General features: G+C 60.1%; 18 protein-coding genes. 10 read left to right on the plus strand and 8 right to left on the minus strand.

From position 1 onward, the window contains the following. A partial coding sequence (locus C5N93_RS00870) for a transposase (protein ID WP_242557936.1) occupies nucleotides 1–187 on the plus strand: 187 nt, incomplete at its 5' end. A 44-nt stretch (nucleotides 188–231) separates the two neighbouring features. Here C5N93_RS00870 and C5N93_RS00875 read toward each other — a convergent pair. Further along, nucleotides 232–936 carry a DUF4102 domain-containing protein gene (locus C5N93_RS00875; RefSeq protein WP_242557937.1) on the minus strand — a complete coding sequence of 235 codons (705 nt, stop codon included), beginning with the start codon at nucleotides 934–936 and terminating at the stop codon, nucleotides 232–234. 643 nt (nucleotides 937–1,579) lie between these two features. Between C5N93_RS00875 and C5N93_RS00880 the strand changes: the two genes are divergently transcribed. From C5N93_RS00880 to C5N93_RS00905, 6 genes are all read left to right on the plus strand, one after another. Then, nucleotides 1,580–1,990, plus strand: a complete 411-nt coding sequence (locus C5N93_RS00880) for a hypothetical protein (protein ID WP_242557938.1) — start codon at nucleotides 1,580–1,582, stop codon at nucleotides 1,988–1,990. Between the two features lie 253 nt (nucleotides 1,991–2,243). Continuing rightward, the gene (locus tag C5N93_RS00885; protein WP_242557939.1) at nucleotides 2,244–2,990 is read left to right on the plus strand and encodes an SDR family oxidoreductase; all 747 of its coding nucleotides are present in this window, start codon (nucleotides 2,244–2,246) and stop codon (nucleotides 2,988–2,990) included. 127 nt (nucleotides 2,991–3,117) lie between these two features. Further along, a complete protein-coding gene (gene gcvA, locus C5N93_RS00890) occupies nucleotides 3,118–4,062 on the plus strand; it encodes a transcriptional regulator GcvA (protein ID WP_242557940.1) in 945 nt (314 codons plus the stop codon). A 349-nt stretch (nucleotides 4,063–4,411) separates the two neighbouring features. After that, nucleotides 4,412–5,377, plus strand: a complete 966-nt coding sequence (locus tag C5N93_RS00895) for a transporter (protein ID WP_242557941.1) — start codon at nucleotides 4,412–4,414, stop codon at nucleotides 5,375–5,377. 77 nt (nucleotides 5,378–5,454) lie between these two features. Further along, a complete protein-coding gene (locus C5N93_RS00900; protein WP_242557942.1) occupies nucleotides 5,455–6,840 on the plus strand; it encodes a cytosine permease in 1,386 nt (461 codons plus the stop codon). Beyond that, nucleotides 6,840–9,599 (plus strand): LuxR C-terminal-related transcriptional regulator, encoded by a 2,760-nt coding sequence (locus C5N93_RS00905; RefSeq protein WP_242557943.1) that lies wholly within the window; start codon nucleotides 6,840–6,842, stop codon nucleotides 9,597–9,599. Before C5N93_RS00900 ends, C5N93_RS00905 begins: the two co-directional genes overlap by 1 nt. Here C5N93_RS00905 and C5N93_RS00910 read toward each other — a convergent pair. Beyond that, entirely contained in the window at nucleotides 9,546–10,256 is a 711-nt protein-coding gene (locus C5N93_RS00910; protein WP_242557944.1) for a cysteine hydrolase, read from the minus strand. The genes C5N93_RS00905 and C5N93_RS00910 overlap by 54 nt on opposite strands. A gap of 458 nt (nucleotides 10,257–10,714) precedes the next feature. Here C5N93_RS00910 and C5N93_RS00915 point away from each other — a divergent pair, with 458 nt between their 5' ends. Together C5N93_RS00915 and C5N93_RS00920 are read left to right on the plus strand one after the other, a co-directional pair. Further along, complete coding sequence (locus C5N93_RS00915; RefSeq protein ID WP_242557945.1) at nucleotides 10,715–11,179, plus strand: nuclear transport factor 2 family protein; 465 nt, start codon at nucleotides 10,715–10,717, stop codon at nucleotides 11,177–11,179. A 12-nt stretch (nucleotides 11,180–11,191) separates the two neighbouring features. Further along, nucleotides 11,192–11,632, plus strand: coding sequence for a nuclear transport factor 2 family protein (locus C5N93_RS00920; protein ID WP_242557946.1), 441 nt, complete (start codon nucleotides 11,192–11,194; stop codon nucleotides 11,630–11,632). Between the two features lie 11 nt (nucleotides 11,633–11,643). On the opposite strand, the gene C5N93_RS00925 is transcribed toward C5N93_RS00920, so the two are convergent. The 6 genes from C5N93_RS00925 to C5N93_RS00950 all read right to left on the minus strand — a co-directional run bounded on the left by C5N93_RS00925 (nucleotide 11,644) and on the right by C5N93_RS00950 (nucleotide 17,356). Continuing rightward, complete coding sequence (locus C5N93_RS00925; RefSeq protein WP_242557947.1) at nucleotides 11,644–12,474, minus strand: aspartate dehydrogenase domain-containing protein; 831 nt, start codon at nucleotides 12,472–12,474, stop codon at nucleotides 11,644–11,646. A 36-nt stretch (nucleotides 12,475–12,510) separates the two neighbouring features. Continuing rightward, a complete protein-coding gene (locus C5N93_RS00930) occupies nucleotides 12,511–13,782 on the minus strand; it encodes an FAD-dependent oxidoreductase (protein WP_242557948.1) in 1,272 nt (423 codons plus the stop codon). Nucleotides 13,783–13,877: 95 nt separating this feature from the next. Beyond that, nucleotides 13,878–14,966, minus strand: a complete 1,089-nt coding sequence (locus tag C5N93_RS00935) for a porin (RefSeq protein ID WP_242557949.1) — start codon at nucleotides 14,964–14,966, stop codon at nucleotides 13,878–13,880. Between the two features lie 87 nt (nucleotides 14,967–15,053). Beyond that, complete coding sequence (locus tag C5N93_RS00940; protein WP_277990162.1) at nucleotides 15,054–15,830, minus strand: amino acid ABC transporter ATP-binding protein; 777 nt, start codon at nucleotides 15,828–15,830, stop codon at nucleotides 15,054–15,056. Further along, the gene (locus C5N93_RS00945; protein WP_069341389.1) at nucleotides 15,827–16,495 is read right to left on the minus strand and encodes an amino acid ABC transporter permease; all 669 of its coding nucleotides are present in this window, start codon (nucleotides 16,493–16,495) and stop codon (nucleotides 15,827–15,829) included. The genes C5N93_RS00940 and C5N93_RS00945 overlap by 4 nt, the downstream gene beginning before the upstream one ends. Nucleotides 16,496–16,504: 9 nt before the next feature. Continuing rightward, nucleotides 16,505–17,356 carry a transporter substrate-binding domain-containing protein gene (locus C5N93_RS00950; RefSeq protein WP_069341388.1) on the minus strand — a complete coding sequence of 284 codons (852 nt, stop codon included), beginning with the start codon at nucleotides 17,354–17,356 and terminating at the stop codon, nucleotides 16,505–16,507. Nucleotides 17,357–17,620: 264 nt separating this feature from the next. On the opposite strand from C5N93_RS00950, the gene C5N93_RS00955 reads away from it, so the two are divergent. Next, complete coding sequence (locus C5N93_RS00955) at nucleotides 17,621–18,628, plus strand: 2-oxoglutarate and iron-dependent oxygenase domain-containing protein (protein WP_242557950.1); 1,008 nt, start codon at nucleotides 17,621–17,623, stop codon at nucleotides 18,626–18,628. The last annotated feature ends 126 nt before the right edge of the window (nucleotides 18,629–18,754 follow it).

The following is an 18,754-nucleotide window of genomic DNA, read 5'->3' on the forward strand; positions in this document are numbered from 1 at the left end:
CGACGAATGCCTTAACGAGCACTGGTTCACGACGCTCGCGCACGCTCGGGCTGTCATCGCGGCATGGCGTCAGGACTACAACGAGCAAAGGCCGCACAGCGCACTGAACTACCTTGCGCCGTCAGAGTTTGCGGCGAAACATCGAGCAATCGCGGATGCTCCTGCCGCTTTCCAGGAGCTGGTTTAACGGGACTTTGCTAGAAGCCCATTGGCTCTATTGAAGGGGGCAGGTCAGATGGTCCGAAGCTGCGTCATGAATTTGGGGGCGTCCGCATAAGGTAGCGCTGCGTGGTGAACCACTGCTTGCACTTTGGAGCGCTTCGGAAGCAGATGGTCCAAGTGGCCTTTCCATCTTGCTGGATTCTCGCCGACACGGTGTCCACGTGCTGTAGCCCAGTCGAGTACAGATTCGATCCGACCACGAACGCGTGATGCCGTTTCGGTCTTTGAGGTCCAAATCGGCTCGAGTGCCTTCATGACCAGGTCGGTGTCGAGTTCAGTAATCGGCAGGGACCCAAAATGAGGGGAGGCGTAGGTCGCGAGCGTATTGCGCCACTGATCAGCGTGCTTCGCGTTCTTCCAGCCGCTCGAATGGGCGTCAATGTAGGCCGCAGAGCATTCGTCGAACGTGGTCACCTTGACTGCACTGACCTTTGCCAAAGCCTGATCTTGTTGCTTCGCGTCGAGTGGATCGATTCCCGCGAGAAGCTTCCTGCGAACGTCGAGCGCCTTGATGCGAGCATCCGACAAGCTGACTGTGTGGACGGGGCCAAGACCCATACCACGAGCTCGACCGTTCCTCATATACCGGAACAGCCAAGATTTGACCCCTCCCTTAGTGATCTGCAAGTAAAGACCTGCCCCGTCGCCATACAGTCCGGGCTTCGATAGTCGATTGACCTGGAGCGCGCTAAGTTTGTTGATTGCGTTTGCCATACTGGGATTCTATTCATTGACTATCAAAATGACTATCAAATTGTCGTTGGATTTGTCTGGAATATTCTGGAAGTCGATGGCCTCATCCATCGCTGGATCCCTTGTCAAATATGGGGTCTTTGGATCTTCTAGGTATCTCGTGGAATTTGGGTTGGCGGACCCTCTCTCCGCCAAGAACAAACAAAGGGCTTCCCGGTAGGGAAGCCCTTTGCACGTTTACCATTCATGGATGTTGCCTGCTCAGGCGCCGCGCCGACGCAAGCGATCCCGATATTCTGTGTCACGATACAGAAGCTGCGCCGCTCGATGAGCAACAGGATGGTGAGATTCCAATGACTGACGGAACCTCATCATGCCAATCACTCCTCCCATTGCCAGTCCCACGGCTCTCGCCACGCAGTCGACATCCGTTTCGGCTGCTGTGAAGTCGTCCCCGCATACGAGTCTTCCTCCAGTAAAGACCGAACCGGTTGATACGTTCGTCCGAGCAACGAACCTCGCGCCCTGTGTTTGCGAAAATTCGCTTCTCAGTGGCACATCCCACCAACCAGATGCGGTAGGCGACAAAGCGCTTGCCCGCCGCCTCTCTCGCGGACCGGAACTGTCGTTTCGCGGATGTCGACCGTACGCTGAGCCTTACACCTTGCCCACCAACTACGCCTTGTCCGTCGAAGAGTGCCATTCGATATTTAGTGAATGGCGTAATGCGTTGGCCGATGGCGAGTCATATGAAGCGTTTTTGATGAGCCTTGAAAGGCATTTGCACGAACAACATCCACAGCCATTCTTCCCCAGCAGATCGATTCTCGGAATAGAGAAAATCTACAGCCAGATATTGGGACCGCGGATAAAGGAATTGCCAGAGGAACTACGCCTAACGGCGCTTGAAAAAATCATTTCTTTTGCACCCGTTGGTTCCGAAGCGAAAGCGGGCGAGGGGGCGCGGATCATCGGAGGATTGTGGAAGGAAATCAAAGACGCTTTTCGCGAGTGCGAGCGATCATCGATCGCCGCTCTGTTGAAGGCGTGGAACGTCGACTGCAGGTCACCTTGACGCCGGAAATCTCCAGGCCAAGGTGCTCGGTTTTCGGGAGGAGGTCAGTACTATTTGCCCCCCGCCAAGTCATTCGCTCTTGCCGCTTAACCCGTGCAGGTTTTGCTGGCGCAATACACTTCGCGTCTCGCACTAGATTTTCTACTGAAGGGAGCAAGTTCTTCTCATTTGTCGGAAGGCGTGCCGATTTCCAAAATACAGTCCATCGAGGGCACAAATGGTTCTCGGTCAATTCCCTCTCAGGAGATTCATCATGAAGTTGTTGAACAAGGTGGCACTTATCACGGGCGGTACTTCCGGTATCGGGTTGGAAACGGCAAAGCTGTTTATGGCAGAAGGTGCGAAGGTTGCCGTCATTGGCACCAATGCATCTCGCGTCGCCGCTGCGACTGAAGCACTCGGCAGCGATGCCCTTGTACTGACCGCCGATCTGCGCGTGGCATCCGACATTGACCGTGCGATCGGGGATGTTGCCGCAACGTTCGGTCATATCGATATCGTGTTTGCAAACGCCGGCGCGGGCACCGCTGCTCCGCTTGAAGCGATCACGCCGGAGATGATTCAAGAGCAGTTCTCGCTGAATTTCACCGGACTGTTTCTTACCATCCAGAAGGCTGTTCCGTTCATGTCGAACGGCGGAAGTATTGTTGCGACGACGTCTTTCCTGAATTCGGTCGGAACCCCGGGTCTGTCGATTCTTTCCGCAACGAAGGCGGCCATTCGTTCGCTCGTTCGCTCGTTGGGTGCAGAGCTGGCTCCACGCGGCATCCGTGTCAATGCCGTCAGCCCCGGTCCTATTGCGACGCCCTTTCATACGAAGCTCGGTCTGACCGAAGGGCAACTGTCCGAAACGGCGGCCGCGATTCAGGCGCTGGTGCCGCTCAAGCGTTTCGGCGACGCCTCCGAGATTGCAAAGGCTGCGCTATTCCTGGCGAGTGATGATGCGTCGTTCTCTACGGGTTCGGAGCTTGTCGTGGATGGCGGGTTGTCGCAAATCTGAGCATGACACGTGGATGGACCTACGTTGGCGCGAGTTCTCTCGATCGACCAAGGGGGCGCCATCTACGTGATTGACTGGGCGTGCGTGCCTTGGGAAGATGCCTACACCGCAATTGTGAGCCTAGCTTATGCGCGCGCCTAACAATCTAAACGCACTTCGAGCATTCGAGGCGGTCTCGCGGCACCTTAGCTATGCCGCGGCCGCCGAGGAGCTGAATGTCACGCCTGCTGCCGTCGGACATTTGATTCGGGGCTTGGAAGACACGCTTGATGTCGAACTCTTCCACCGGGCGACGTCGGGCGCCACGCGTTTGATGCTGACGGACAGCGCCAGAGCCGTATTGCCCTCACTGCAATCCGGTTTTGATTTGCTGTCGGAGGCCGTGGAGCAACTCAAAGCCAGCAAATCGCGGATTGTCGTCACAGTGACGGTGCCGGCAGCGTTTGCAGACAAATGGCTTCTACGCCGCATAGGGAGATTCCAACGGCGTCATCCCTATTATGTGTTGCGTATCGATACGAGCAATCGTCTCGCTGATTTCACTGCCGATCGGATTGCCGTCGGGATCCGGTTCGGTTCAGGCACGTGGCCCGATCTCGCCTCCACATTTCTCCTCAGAGACGAATTCTTCCCGGTATGTAGTCCAGCCTTGTTGGAAGGCGAGCACCCGCTCTCAACGCCATCAGATCTGCAGTATCACACCTTGATTCACGACGTTTCCATGCAGTCCTCGGGCGCCTTTCCGACATGGCGATCGTGGCTGCAGCGAGCGGGCTACCATGGAGTCGTGGATTGTGAGAGTGGGATCCAGATCAACGACTCGGCCGCGGCCTACCAAACCGCGATGTCTGGCAGCGGCGTGGCGCTCGGGCGTACGTCGCTCGTCGAACACGATCTCCAGGAAGGTCGGCTTGTACGCCCGTTTGACGTTGTGCAAAGCTGTGAGCTTGCTTATTACCTCGTCTATAAAAAGGGCGGTGAAAACGCTCCGCCTATTGCGGCATTCAAAGACTGGCTAATCGATGAGTTGAGCGCGCGTTCTACCGTTGGCGGCGATAGAGGCGGGAATTGATATCTTCGCCGGGGCAGCGTCAATTTGATTTGAACACGTAGTTTTTCTCGAAATGTCCCCTGGGGACGTGTCTTAACTCTCGGAATTCCGGGAGGGGGCATGCGTCCTTGCGGAAAATATTTACCGCGCTGAAACGCACGTCGTGCTCTGAAAACCGCTCCAAAATACCTGTTTCCGCCAACAGGTTGTCCATAACATCGCGCCTCGGCGCATTTGTCAGTCACGATCCACCGCAGCCCGATCCCCCCCAATAAGCCTGCCGTAACCCCCCCGCCTACGAAAGCATCGGTTTTATGGCGCCATACGATTTTGGTGAGCGCTCACCTCACTCAACGTTTGGACCAAAATTATGAAAATCGTGACATCACTCATCAGAGTGTGCGGAGGGACACTTACGGCACTGTTGTGCTTGGCATGGTCGTCCACGAATGCCGCAGAAGGCCCGGCCTTTGGTGGCCCCGTCGGTGGTTCCGATATCGGTGCGGCCTATTTGCCGGGCGCCTCCGGGTTTTACGGCGCCGCCGTTGCCGGATATGCCCATGGGGACCACTTCTACGGTGATAACGGAAAGCGTGCCGATGACACGGCCATTCAGAACAAAAGCGGTGTCGTTGCGGCAGGCCTGCTCTACGTGTATCCGGTCAAGTGGCTAGGTGGAACCCTTGGGACCACCGTGCAAGGCAGTCTGTCCACGGGAAACATCCACCTGAACGGCGTATCTCAAAAATACGACGGTACGGGCGACCTCTATTCCGATCTGCTGATCTGGAGTCGCTATCTCGGTAGCGCCGATGTCGCTCACGGTGCGCCGCCCACCGGACTTACCGTCCGTGTGGCCTATTCCATGCTCTTCGGCACCGGACGCTACGACAAGAATGCCATCGTATCGACGGGCAGAAACGTCACCTATCTGATTCCCAACTTTGCCCTGACATACCTCACCGGCCCGAACTGGCTGGGCGACGGCACCGAGTTCAGCGCAAATTTCTACTGGGACATTGCGACGAAAAACCGTGCCACCGGCTATCTGAACGGGCCGGTATTCGACGTCGATCTCGCCGTCAGTGAACGCATCGGCAAATGGCAAATCGGCGTCGCCGGTTATTACGCCACCCAAATGTCCGGCGACCAGCGCGACGGATTGCCGATTCCCGGGGGCAACAAGTTCGGTTCCGCTGCGATCGGCCCCGTGATCGCCTACACGATTCCCGAATGGAAAAGCAGCGTCAAATTCAAATTGCAGTTGCCGCTGTATGCCCGCAACTCGATGACGCAAACCGTGGGGTATCTGGTCTTTTCCAAAGCCTTCAACTGATACGTCCGGCAGCGCGTGGGGAATCCCAGTGAGACACCCAGGCGCCGCTCGCACTGCCTCAAATGCGGAGATCCGCCATGAACGAAAATCAGCGGCACGGCACACTAGCGTCATCTACGCCGTCACCTTCCAGCCTTATTGACGACACTGCCAACGATCAGGCGTCAGTCGCTCAAATCTCACCTTCGCCCCCGCCACAGAGCGAGGGACACCGCATTGGTGGCCTTCGCATCACCCTGATGTTGCTCGGTGTGATGATTGCGTTACCCGCTTTCACGATGGGCGCCAATCTGAGTCATGCGCTTGGCGTCGTCGGCGGCATTCGGGCCAGTCTCCTCGGAGGGGCGATTCTGGCCGCCGTCGCCTTGCCCGCTGCAATCGCCGGCGCGCGCAGCCGACGCACAAGCTATGAGTTAATTCAGCAAGCATTCGGTCAGACCGGCGGGAAAGTCGTGAACGTGGTGATTGTGGTGGCGATTCTCGGATGGTTTGGCGTCATTGCCATGATGTTCGGACAAGCGATGCTCCCGATGCTGCTACCTGTCATGCCATCCGTGTCCACCGCCTGGGTGGCATTCGCCGGTTGCCTGTTGATGACCCTGGTCAGCGCTATCGGCTTTCGGGCGCTGGATATCCTCAGCCTGCTCGCGTCGCCATTCAAGATCGCTGTGCTTGTCTGGACCGCCGTCGTAGCCATGCACCGCATGTCGTGGCACGAGGTGCTCAGAATGCAGGCAAGCCACGACTTCTCCGTGATGACCGGTATATCGATGGTGGTAGGCGGTCTGGTCGGCGGTGCGATGCTGGCGCCCGACATCACCCGATTCGCGCGCACGTCCACACAGGCGGCGATCGCCTGCGTTCTCGGTTATGGTCTATTCTTTCCTTTAGTGCTGACGCTCGCCGGTATTCCGAGCGTGGCCGCGGGGCAGACCGATCTTGTGGTCGTGATGCTGGCCCTCGGGCTGGGCCTTCCCGCCATGCTCTCCGTAGTGCTGATTGCGGTAACGACGAATGCTTTCAATTTGTATGCGTCGTCTTTAATCCTGGTCACTACGGTTCCGGGCAGGTCGCGCTGGAAGCTATCGCTGATTGCCGCAGCCATCGGAACCGTTGCGGGGCTGGCGGGCATCAGCGAGCGAGTCATTCCGTATCTGATCGTCATGAGTATCTCGATTCCTCCGATTGCCGGTGTCTACCTCACCCATCATTACCTGACGTGCGGATGGCGCGTCTATCGCGCGCCTGCGTCACCGCCCGCGTGGCGAGGGGCGGCATTCGTGGCTTGGGGCGTGGGCAGCGGCGTTGCGTGGGCAGGTCATGTGAGCGGGTGGACGATGACGGGCATTGCGCCGCTTGACGCGCTGTTCGCGTCATGTGCGCTGTACGTCACCTATCTCGTGATTCGACGATATGTCGGGATGCGTCGGAGCGCTTCTCAAGTTCCATGCGAGAACCTCTGATGCAAACGGTCGCAACCGCCTCGTTATCGCCAAAGTTCAAGGCGCTCGTACGCACCGACACCGCCGTCAGGCGAACACGATTGCTCGAACGCGTCACCCATGGAGTCCCCACGCAGGCGAAAGCCTGCGCTGTCGTCGCGCCGGCAGGATTTGGCAAGACGACATTGCTCGCGCAACTCGGCGAGCATCTGGCGAGCACCGGCGAGATCGTCGTCTGGTTCAATTGCGACGAGCAGGATCGATCTGCAAACGCCTTCATGAACTCACTCACCCAGGCGTGTCGCGTTTGGCAAGTGCCGGGGAGTGCGACGTCGGGGGGAATGGTGCTGACAGCCATCGGCGCAGACGACGCGGAGCGTAGCCCCGTATCGGTCATCATAGACGAATTCGAGCGCGCAGTATCGCCCGAGACGTGCGCGTTGCTGGAACAGATCATCGTGAGTCTCGCGCCGCACGTCAGCGTATTCGTCGGCTGCCGGGAGACCGGGACGCTCGATATCATGCGTCTGGCCTTGCAAGGCACGGTGCGTTTGGTAGATGCAAGAGAGTTGAAGTTCAATCACGATGAAACACGTTCCCTTTTCGGCGACGAACTCAACCCGACGCTGTGTCGTCAAGTTGTCGAAACGTGCGATGGGTGGGCCGTCATGCTGCAACTCGTCCGGTTGAGTCTGCCACACGTCGACACCACGCACTGGCTGAACGACGCATCCCGGCTAGTCCCCGCGCGGCAGGCGTTCGACTACATGGCCAATGAAGTCTGGCGACTCGTACCTGCTCGACTACGGGACTTTCTGGAAGCTACCATCGTGTTGTCCGACATCGACCCATCGAGTGCCGATGCGCTTGTGGGGCGCAACGACAGCGCGGGCACGATTGCGTGTCTGCGCGACCTGCATCCGCTTGTCAATGTGGACGAATATGCGCTCCAGGCGCGTGTTCATCCGCAACTGCGCGATTTCATTCGTCACACGATACAGTGCCGCGACGCGACCGCTGTGTCCCGCATGCATATCCGTGCCAGCGCATATTTCGAATCGAAAGGACTCTTGTTCGACGCCATCGCACATGCGTTGCGAGCCGATCGACCGTCGCTGGCTTGCCGCATTGTGGATCGTGCCGGTGGATTCCGCGTCGGGGTGTCTCACGGGATGTGGTTCGTCGCCAGTTTGCTGGAGATATTCCCGGCGCAGGTAATCGATGCCAACGTTCGATTGCGCCTCATGGCGATATGTCTCGACGTCGTGGAGAACAACGGCTTGGAAAATGCGGCGTTGCTCGATGGCATCGAAGCCGATTTGCGCGAGCAGGGGCTGGCCGACGACACGCACCCGGCGTGGATCGATCTGCGTTATGCTCGCGCCGTATTGGCGTTGGGACTGGGCGAGCGGAGCCTCGTGTTTTCGCCTTGGGAGATGCTCGACACATTAAAAGACGAGGCTCAACGTCGCGTGCATATGGACCCGCGATTGTTGGGAATCGTACAGATCGTGGCGTTGTTACATGTGCAGCGATGTCTCAGCGTTGATGTTTCACGGGCGCGCACGGCGGCGCTCGCGAAACTGAATGCCCGATTTCGTTTCGAGGCCAACACCGTCTGGCAACCATTGTACGAAGCGCAGAATGCATTTCACGGCGGGCAGTTCGCCATCGCCGAACTGCATTTGGCCGACATGCTGCGAAAGGAGTTCGAAGTGTTGCGCTCGAAACAGAGCGCCTTCGGACAAATGGCCTATGCTTTGCTCGGGCGCTTGCATTATGTGCGGGGCAACGTCGAAGAAGCGCTAGCTTGTTTCGGACAGATGCCTACGACCGGTCAGTCGCCGTTTCTTGAAGTCGCCGAAGGCGGCGTCATCTGCCGCGCATTTTGCGAGATGGCGTCGGGCAATCCGGACGGCGCGCTGCATGTCCTTGACAGTGCCCGAGTGGAAGCCGCCGAGCAGGGCCGCGAAACATGCCTGCTGCTCATCGATGCTACCCGAGTGGAGATTTACAGCCGACTGGGCGATATGGCGTCTGCGCAGGCGTTGTTCGACCGGATGACGATTATGCTGTGCTCGCTGTCGGCTAAGGTCGAATACTCGCCCGACAGACTCTGGTTGTCGCCGGACGTGCCGTGGTGCATCACGTTTTCGCTGGCGCGTGCCCGATGCTATCTCCATATGGCCTCGGGCGATTATGAGACGGCCTCAGCGATGGCGCGGGCACTGGCGCAGGCGGCCACTGCCGAGCAGCGTGTCGTGGCTCAAGTGACAGGCGAGGCCATGCAGGCACAGGCGCTCTACTGTTTGGGGCGACACGCTCAGGCCAGCGCCTTGTTGTGCGACGCCCTCGATCGATGCGATCCGATGCCGCCCGCTCAGGTCTTTCTGGAGCATGCGCCGGCGCTGATCGGTGAACTCTGGGCGCTTCGGTCGGCGGGGCAGGCGAAGGCGTCTGCCGCCGAGACGGTGCTTCGCGTCTGGGAACGGGAACTGGGACATCACATGGCCTCGCTCGGTGTGTTGTCGCGGCGCGAGTGCGATGTTCTCCTGCACCTCGCCGGCGATCGTGCAACGAAGCAAATTGCTCGCGATCTGTCACTGTCGCCGGAGACCGTCAAGTTCCACCTGAAAGCCATCTACGGAAAGTTGCAGGTGGGAAGCCGGGAGGACGCCGTCAGCGAGATCTGGCGGCGCGTCCAGCAGCGTCAATGTTGTGGAGTATCACGTGGCATCGACGGTGGCCAGGACAGTGTCGTCGATGCCCGGCGCCGATGACAGTGCCCGGACGAGGCGCTCACTGCACGACACGAAGCCGAAGACGGTGCGTACGTTGTACAGCGCAGCCTCAGTGCAGAAGTCGGGCGATGAGGTCGCGACACAGTCTTCAAGCAACATCGCGTCGTAACCCAGAAACGTCGCATCCATTAGTGTCGCCAATACGCATTGATCGACGTTCACTCCAGCAAAGATCAGCGTATCGATGCCCAGGCGGCGCAGTATCGAGTCCAGCCCAGTGTCGGGGAAGCCGCTGATCCGGAATTTATCGATGTGGATGTCGTCCGCGGCTTGCTCAAGTTCGTCCACGATGCGGGCCCCCCAACTGCCTTTCTCGAGCACGCGACTCCCGAGCGCTTCCTGCGCAAAGGGGTTCATCTTCTGTGCGCAAGACAGCCCGATGCCTTCTCCCATGAGGTCGAAGGGTAAGCGAACGGCAGCCGGAACATTCAGCAAGTCGGGACGATTCCCCCAGTTCAACCAGATCACAGGCATTGCGGCATCGCGCATGGCGGCGCTGACGCGGTTGATGGGGGCGATGGGTTTGCGCATCGGTTCGACCGGCGCGCCGACGGAGTGCAACCATCCGCCCGGCGTACAAAAATCGTTCTGCATATCGATGACGACGAGCGCTGTCTTGCGCGCATCGAACTGCACGGCGAGCGTATCGGTCTGCACTCGCACCGCCCGGGGCGGAAGTGTCGGGCGTGTCGCGTCGATGCCGTGAGCGCCAATCCTGTATCGGTCGCGTCGCGCACCGAGCGAGCGATCTGAGGTGACCGAGGTCACGGCGTTGCCACCATCGTCCAGGGGCGTTTCGCGGGATGGGGAGATCGCTGTCGTCTGCGGCATAAGGGGACTCCTGAGGCGCGGCTCTCGTCTATCGATAGCCTTCCGACATGGTATGGCGGGAGACGTCCGACGATGGGGCTGCGAGAGGGGGGAGGACCTTTTCGATTGGGGGGGGGGCGAGAAGGTGGGCGTCCGGTGCGTCACCTTACCTACCCGATAGTGACTCCGATGCCCCCCGTCGAGAAATATGACGCATCGCCGAACTTGGGAATATGCCTGACGAACCTATTCCAACAGCCAGAACGATAAACCGGAGAACCGTCATGGTGGTCGACGACGACCTCGATAACGCATCAGCGATCATTGCGTCCCTGTACCAGGCGTGGGTCGATGCCCTGCGCACGCACACCTTCACCTGGCTTGACGAACATCTCGCCGAAGATTTCGAGTTCACCGCTCGCCCTTATCCGGGCCTGCGTCTGGACAAGGCGGGTTTCATCGAGGCGGACAAGAAGATGCAAACGGCCGACATCCGTTTCATTGCCGTGCGTGCTCAACGCGTCGGCGACACTGTGCTGTCGCTGGCCGTTGCCGATGTCGCCGAAACCTTTGCGGGTGATCTGGGGGCCCACATGCCGAGTCTGGAGTCGATGCATGGGCTACTGGGGAAAAATCGACTGGCCTATGCGTCGGCCTGGCGCAATGTTGCAGATACGTGGGTATGCTTTCATCACCACATGATCGGTCCGGTCGGCGCGCAGCATGAAACATCGAAAAACCCAAGATAAAGGAGAGAGACGATGAATCACTTGTCGCAATGGAATCACCCGGAAGATTTGCACGATATCCGGCAAGCGTTCGATGCCTGGGCCGACGCCGTTATCGCAGGGGATCGCGCGCGGATCGAACCATTTCATGACGATGGTTTTTTGGTCACATTGCCTGATGGGACCTTGCTCGACAAGGCTGGCCACATCAAGCTTGAACTGGAAGCACAGATGCGTGTCATGCAGACAAAGGCATTGCGAACGCGACGTCTCGGCGACGTTGTGCTCGTGTGGGCGACGCGTCATCTCGAAGGGACATCCGCGCCCGCGGTAGACGGCACTCAACTCGCCGAGGGATGGGTGCCGGATGCGACGATGCAGGCCGGTTTTCAACAGGCTGACTTTTCCGTCTGGCGTCGCGGCGAAGCGGGGAAATTGCAGTGTCTGGCGTTCGAGCTGACGATGCTGGCCTGAACATCCCCCGCTCAAGACCCCACATAAAGATGATCCACATACGAGCGCAGCGTCGCCATGATGCTTGGCGCGACGATGCGTGAGGTGCGTGGATTGTCCGACGGGATGTTGCGGCTCTCGAGCGTCAGGTCGGCGTCGTCTGCGCGCACTTCGATGTGCTGGACGGCACCTCGCACGTTGGGATCGACCCAGACTTCGATCTCGGTGGCGTCGAATCCTACGCCGGCCAGACTCAAAGTGATGCCAACGTTGAAGTGGCGGGGGAACGCTGCCCCCGCTTCCCGGGCATTGCCCTGAAACACCAGAACCGGTGACGCCGGCGGTTGCGTGAAGTCGAAGCCTTTCTCTCGTACGTACGGTTCCTTCGCCAGCGATTCCGGACGGAACGTCGTCGTCAGCTTGATCGAATGAATGCACCCTTCCTTCATCGCACGCACGGCATCCAGTCCCGGCAATCCACCACTGGCCACGCGAATGCGGCCGCCATGCGTTTTCGCCAGATCCAGCAATTCCAGATTGTTCGGCAGCGCGGCAACGCTCACCGCAACGATCGTCTTGCCAGCGAGCAGGGTGGCCTTGGCGATCTCGGGGAAGGCATCCGCCGTCGCGCATTCGCAGACGATGTCGCAGCGCTCGACCAGTTCGCCCAGTCCCGTCACCGCAACGCCTTCGCCGCCAAGCGCCGCGAGCGTTTGCGTCGCCCGTGCTTTGTCGCGGGCATACACACCAGCGAGTTCGGCGTCGGGAATGTCGCGACGGAGCAATCGCTTTGCAATCTCCTGCCCGACACCGCCCAACCCCGCAATACCGATGCGGAGCGGCTTCCTGAGATTCGTCGTCATATGACTGGTTTTCCTGTGAAGAGGTGAGGCACGACGCTATGCGAAGCGTGCGATGGAAAACGGTTCGAGGTCGATGGACGTCGTGCGACCTGCGACCAGATCCGCGACGATTCGTCCGCTGGCGGCCCCCGCCGTCAATCCGACATGGCCGTGCCCGAAAGCATAGTAGGCGTTCGCCATGCGACTCGCGCGTCCCAGGACCGGCAGCGAGTCAGGCGTGCTCGGCCGGAAGCCGAGCCAGCGCCGCTCCGGCGCGACGGGCCGATGTTGCAGATGCGCGCCGATGCCCGGGTACATGCGTCCGAGTTGTCGAGCGAGCAAATCGCAACGACGCCAATCCGGTCCTCGCGCCAGCCCGGCAAACTCCACCGTTCCCGCACACCGCACGCGCCCGTCCATCGGTGTGACGAACATCTTCGCTTCCGACCACAGCGTGGGCGTGCTCGGTGCCACAGGCGCTTCAGGCACCTCGATGTGGTATCCGCGCTCGGTGTCGAGCAACACCTTGTCTCCAAGTCGCCGCGCGAGGGTCTTCGACCAGGCGCCTAGCGCGATGACAACGCCCTTGACCGGCATGGCGCCCGACGCCGTCACGACCGATGTCACGACCGAGCCGTCGGTCGTGAGCGTCCTGATTTCCGTGTCGACGATGCGCCCGCCGTGTGATGTGACGTGATGTCGGAGTCCCGCCAGAAACGCGCCAGGATCGCCGACATGTCCCGTCTCGGCAATGTATCGTCCGGCAACGAACTGGTCGGACAGATGCGGATCGCGTGCCCTCAGCGCGTGCCGGTCGAGCACCTCGACATGTACCCCGTTGCGCTCGCGCAGCGACATGGCAACGCCGTCGGCGCGAAAGCCCTCGGAGGTCGTATAAGCCACCGTGTGTCCGACCGGGCGGATGAGCGGTGACAACCCCGTCTCACGCGCCAGCGCGAGCGTCTCGTCGAGACTGCTGCCGAGCAATGCGCGCAACGCCGCCGCCTGTTGCTCGATGGCCTCGCGCCGACCGGACGCCGCAAAGCGCAGCAGCCACGGCAGCATGAACGGCAGGTATCCGGCGCGTAACACCAAAGGGCCTTCGCTATCGAACAGCCAGCGAGGCACGCGACGCATGACGTCGGGCGACGAATTCGGCACGATCGACGAACCGTTCAGGCAGCCGGCGTTGCCGTAAGACGCTGCGGCCTGCGCGTCGCCGCGGTCGATCACGAGCACGCGATGACCGTCCCGGAGCAGGTTCGCCGCGGTGCAAAGACCGATGATGCCGCCGCCGAGCACGGCGATCGGAAGGGTGTTGTCGGACATTTACCAAGTCTCTCTCAAACGGCCGTGCGAGCGTGCGCGAGGAGGTCCCTCGCGCCGCCCGCCGACCGTCGATGCGTTGTCAGCCGTCTGTACGATCAGAAGCGATGACGAATACCGATGTGCGTGTTGAGTTGCCGGTTGGTGGACGACGCCGGCAACTGCCCGATCTGGGCAACGTCGCTGCCCGCCGCCGTCCCGTAAATCAGCCACACATAAACATCGGTGCGCTTGGACAGGATGTAATCGGCAACGAGGTTGTACTGGCGATACTTCGGTCGCTTGCCGGTGCCACCGATACCGGCGTTCGTCAGGTCGACGGCCGCCGACAGGCGAATGTCGGGGCGCAGCATGTAGTCGCCCTGCAGCACGTAGGTGTTGAACTGGACGTTGTTACCCGCAGCGGCTTGTGTCAGTACCGAATGGGTCATGCCGCCGCGCACCGTGAGTTGACCGAACGCGTAGGCCGCGCCGACGGCGGCAATGTTCAGGGCGTTGGCCGACGGCAGATAAGCGCCGTAGGTGGCAATGCTGCTCGCGCCCGTGCTGTTGTACCAGACGGCATACGGATTGTGTACCGACGTATACGCCGCACCGGCAGACAGCGGGCCGTTGCTGTAGTTCACGCCCGCACCCCAGGCGCTGTTCGTGCCCATCTGCCCGGCCACGCCTCCGAACGCGTACATCGTCGAGAACGACAAGCCCTTGTAGTTCAGACTCTTGAACTTGACCGAGTTGTTGGTCGCGTAATCGTTGCCGGTATTGTCCAGATCGAACATCGGCGACGAGCCGCGCCCGTTCGCCAGAATCGTGCCCAGATTGTCCACGATCGGATCGTACTGACGACCGACGGTGATCACACCGTAGGGCGTGCCGACCCCCACATACGCCTGACGCCCGAACTCACGGCCGTTCTGGCCGAGATTGCCCGTCATGGCGTCGAAACCGTTTTCCAGCCGGAAGATCGCCTGATAGCCGCCGCCGAGATCCTCGTTGCCGAGAAAGCCCCAGCGCGAACCGTCCCATGCGCCGCTGCGGGCGCGCGTCGTCGACGCACCGCCGGCATTGTTGATGTACGACACCCCCGCATCGATCTCGCCGTAGATCGAGACCGACCCTTGAGAACTTTGCGCAAACACCGCCCCCGACATCAACGCCAAGGTTGATGCGATCACATGCTTTTTCATTTGTAATCCTAATTAATTTGCGTGCTTAACGTTGATGTTGACCCTGTGTTTCGGAAAAACGGGGGTCGGGGTTAGGAGGCTATGAGGCTACGAGGCGAAGCGCTCCAGGAACGACATGATGCGAGGATTGTCACGTCGGCCGAAGATATCTTCCGGTGCGCCCGAGCCGGCGATCTTGCCGGCGTCCATGAAGCAGACGCGATCGGAAATTTCGCGGGCGAACGCCATCTCGTGGGTGACGAGAATCATGGTCATGCCGTCTTTCGCCAGTCCGGCCATCACCTGCAACACTTCCCCGACGAGTTCGGGGTCGAGTGCCGACGTGGCTTCGTCGAACAGCATGGCTTTGGGCTCCATGGCGAGCGCGCGGGCGATGGCCACCCGCTGACGTTGCCCGCCCGACAGGCGATGGGGGTACTGATCGGCCTTGCCGGCGAGGCCCACGCGAGAGAGCAGGCTCATGGCGAGATCCTTGGCCTCCGCACGCTTCATCTTCTTGATGTGGATGGGGCCTTCGGTAACGTTCTCCAGCACGGTCTTGTGCGGATACAGGTTGAAGTGCTGGAACACCATGCCGAGATCGCGTCGCAGCATGGCCGACGCGCGTTGACCGACATGTCCGGCGCGACCGATCTTCTGGCCGAAGTCGAACGCGTGCGGCCCGACGTTGAGTGTGCCGGCATCCGGAATTTCAAGTAGATTCAGGCAGCGCAACAACGTCGACTTGCCCGATCCGCTGGGGCCGATCAGCGAGACGACCTGCCCCTTCTTGACATCCAGATCGATGCCTTCCAGAACGACGTGTTCGCCAAACGTCTTCCCGATGCCCTTGACGGCAATCATTTGCTCGGCAGCCATCTTCATGCTTTTGCACCTCCCACACGACGCTCCACGTACTCGGCAAAGCTGGTAATCGGAAACAGAACGACCAGATACAGCACGGCAATCGCCGTATAAACCTCAAGCGGACGATACGTGGCCGCCGTGATGACGCTGCCCTGATACACCAGATCCGCCACGGTGATCGTTGAGACGAGCGACGTGTTCTTCAACTGCATGACCGTCTGGTTGATGAACGACGGAATCATCAGGCGCACCGCCTGGGGCAACACGATTCGCCGGAACACCATCGTCGGCAGCATCCCGGTCGCCTTGCCGGCTTCCCATTGCCCGCGATCGACGGCGGCGATACCGCCACGGAAGATCTCGGCATAGAAGGCGCCGGTGTAAAGACTCAGCGTCAGGAAAGACGCCATCTGCGGCGACAACGTCGTGCCGGTCAGCACCGGCAGGGCGTAATACATCCAGATCAGTTGCACCAGCAGCGGCGTGCAGCGAAAGATCTCGATGTAAAGGCGAAACGGCGCGGCCAGTGCCTTGGGCGCAAACGAGCGCGCGCATCCTGCAATCAGCCCGATCGCCAGTCCGGCGGCCACGGTCGTCACGGTATAGAGCAGCGTGAGCCAGAGGCCGCTCACGAAGAGCGAGCGGTACTGCCAGATGATGGAGAAGTCCCAGCTGTAACCCATGACGTCGACTCAGAAATGCACTTCGGGTGGGATGTTGCCCGGATTGATACCGGCATTTGCGAGTGCAGCGAGCAGCCATTCGCGGGTCGTGCCGAGCGTGCGGCTGTAGTCGGCCCACGTGCTGAGGAAGTCGCGCCAGCGCTTGTCCGGCTCGGTGCGAACGCCCATGTTCACCGGCATGGTCAGTTCGGGCTTCGGAATCGACAGATCGCCCAGTTGCGGATTCTTCTTGAGGGCATTGATCGCCAGCATGGTCAGCACGACCACGTAGTCGGCTCGCCCGCTGGTCAGCGCCAGGAAGGCCAGATCGCGATTCTTGAAACCGAGGATCGACGACTTCGGAAGGTAGCGGCGGGCGATCGTTTCGTGGGTCGTGCCCAGATCCACGGCGATGCGGATGTTCGGCTTGTTGATGTCTTCCCACTTCGCCACCTTCGCCACGCCCTTGCGGCCGATGACGGTGAACGAGTGGACGAAGATCGGCGTGGTGAAGTCGATCGACAAGGCGCGCTGCGGCGTGGGGTTCAGGGCGAAGGCGATATCGACCTTGCCGGATTGCAGATCGAGCACGGAGTTGCCGTACGTCGATTCGACCTCGACGACACTTGCGCCGAAGTTCGAGGCGATGTCCTTCGCCATGTCGATGCAGGCGCCAGACCAGACGTTCGAGACGATGTCCTTGTGGAAGTACGGCTCCTCACCCGCAAACGCGGCAATGCGCAGCACCTTGGATTGCTTCACGCGATCGAACGTCGATTGCCCGGCAGTCGCCTGCGCTGCCGCCGGCGTTGCAACCGTAGCAGCGGCTGCGGCCCCGATACCGGCAACCACCGAGTGGCGCAGAATTTCGCGTCTGTTCATCACTTACCCCTGTCTGTTGGTTGGGTTGATCTTCGCTGGCTTAACGAAGGTTGCACTTCGTGATCCATTCGACGAAGTGGATTCTTGGACCGACAAAATAAAAGTGCAACTTTTTCTAATAAAGGTTAACCCTGTGTCTCATTGGGTTGCACTTATGATTTTGTTTGGGCAGCATTTCGGGCATCTGCGACGCTTTCGGCCCGAATTCTCAAGGCGAAAGGTTGCACCTTTCCTTTCCCACCTGGTGTGATACCTGAGGCGATGATGAGCAACGATAACAAGGCCGATGCGTACTATTCGGCAAAAGCAGTCGACCAATCCTATATCCCGGTCATCGACATCTCTGCGCTGGTGAGCGGCGACGAGAGCGCGGTTGCAACGGTTGCAACCCAGGTCATGGAGGCCTCCCAGCGCATCGGCTTCTTCTACGTGAAGGGGCATGGCATCTCGCCCGACGTGACGAACCGGGCGACGGCGGCGATGCGCGAGTACTTCTCGCTGCCGTCGCAGACCAAGGCGCATTGCCCGGTGAACAAGAGCCAGCGTGGCTGGATGGCTACCGGCGTGGCACGTCTGGAGGGCTCCAAGACGCACGACCTGAAGGAAATCTTCTTCTGGGGGCCGGAGCAGTGGTCGGCGCGTCTTGAACAGCAGAAGGAGACCGACTCGCTGATTGCGGACAACGTCTGGCCGGACGCCGACTTTCCCAAGCTGCGTCAGGATCTGCTGCCGTACTACGACGCCACGATGAAGGTCGGTCATCGTCTGCTGGCGGCGATTGCGGTTGGTCTGGGCATGCCGGACGACTTTTTCGCCAAGCGCTACACGAGTCCGATGGCGCGCGGTCAACTCGTCTACTACCCGGTTTCCACGGCGTCGGATGAAGCCGAAGAGCGTTTCGGCTCGGCGCCGCACACCGACTTCGGCGTACTGACGCTCCTGTTGCAGGATCTCAACGGCGGGCTGCAAGTGCTGACGAAGGACGGCGAGTGGATCGAGGCGGCGCCGATCGAAGGAACGCTCGTGTGCAACATCGGCGATCTGCTCAATCGCTGGACGAACGAGAAGCTGAGTTCCAACCTGCACCGCGTGATCAACCGTTCGGGTAACGAACGACACTCGCTGGTCGTTTTCTTCGATCCGGACCCCGACGCCGTCGTGGACCCGGCCGACCTCGGATTTCCGGAAGGACATGACAAGTATCCGGCCGTGACGGCGTCCGAATACATCCACGGCAAGAACAAGAAGAATTTCACGCAATACAAGAACTGAGCGGTATCCCAGCCGGGGCGCGGGCGCATTTTGCCCGCGCCGGCAGCCCTCGGCGGCGTACAATGCCGCGAGGTTGCTCCGTTGGTGCCCGGGACGTCGATGCTCGTGAGTGCTGAGCAACAAATC

The sequence above is a fragment of the Pandoraea sp. LA3 genome, from assembly GCF_022696215.1.
Classification (GTDB): domain Bacteria; phylum Pseudomonadota; class Gammaproteobacteria; order Burkholderiales; family Burkholderiaceae; genus Pandoraea; species Pandoraea capi.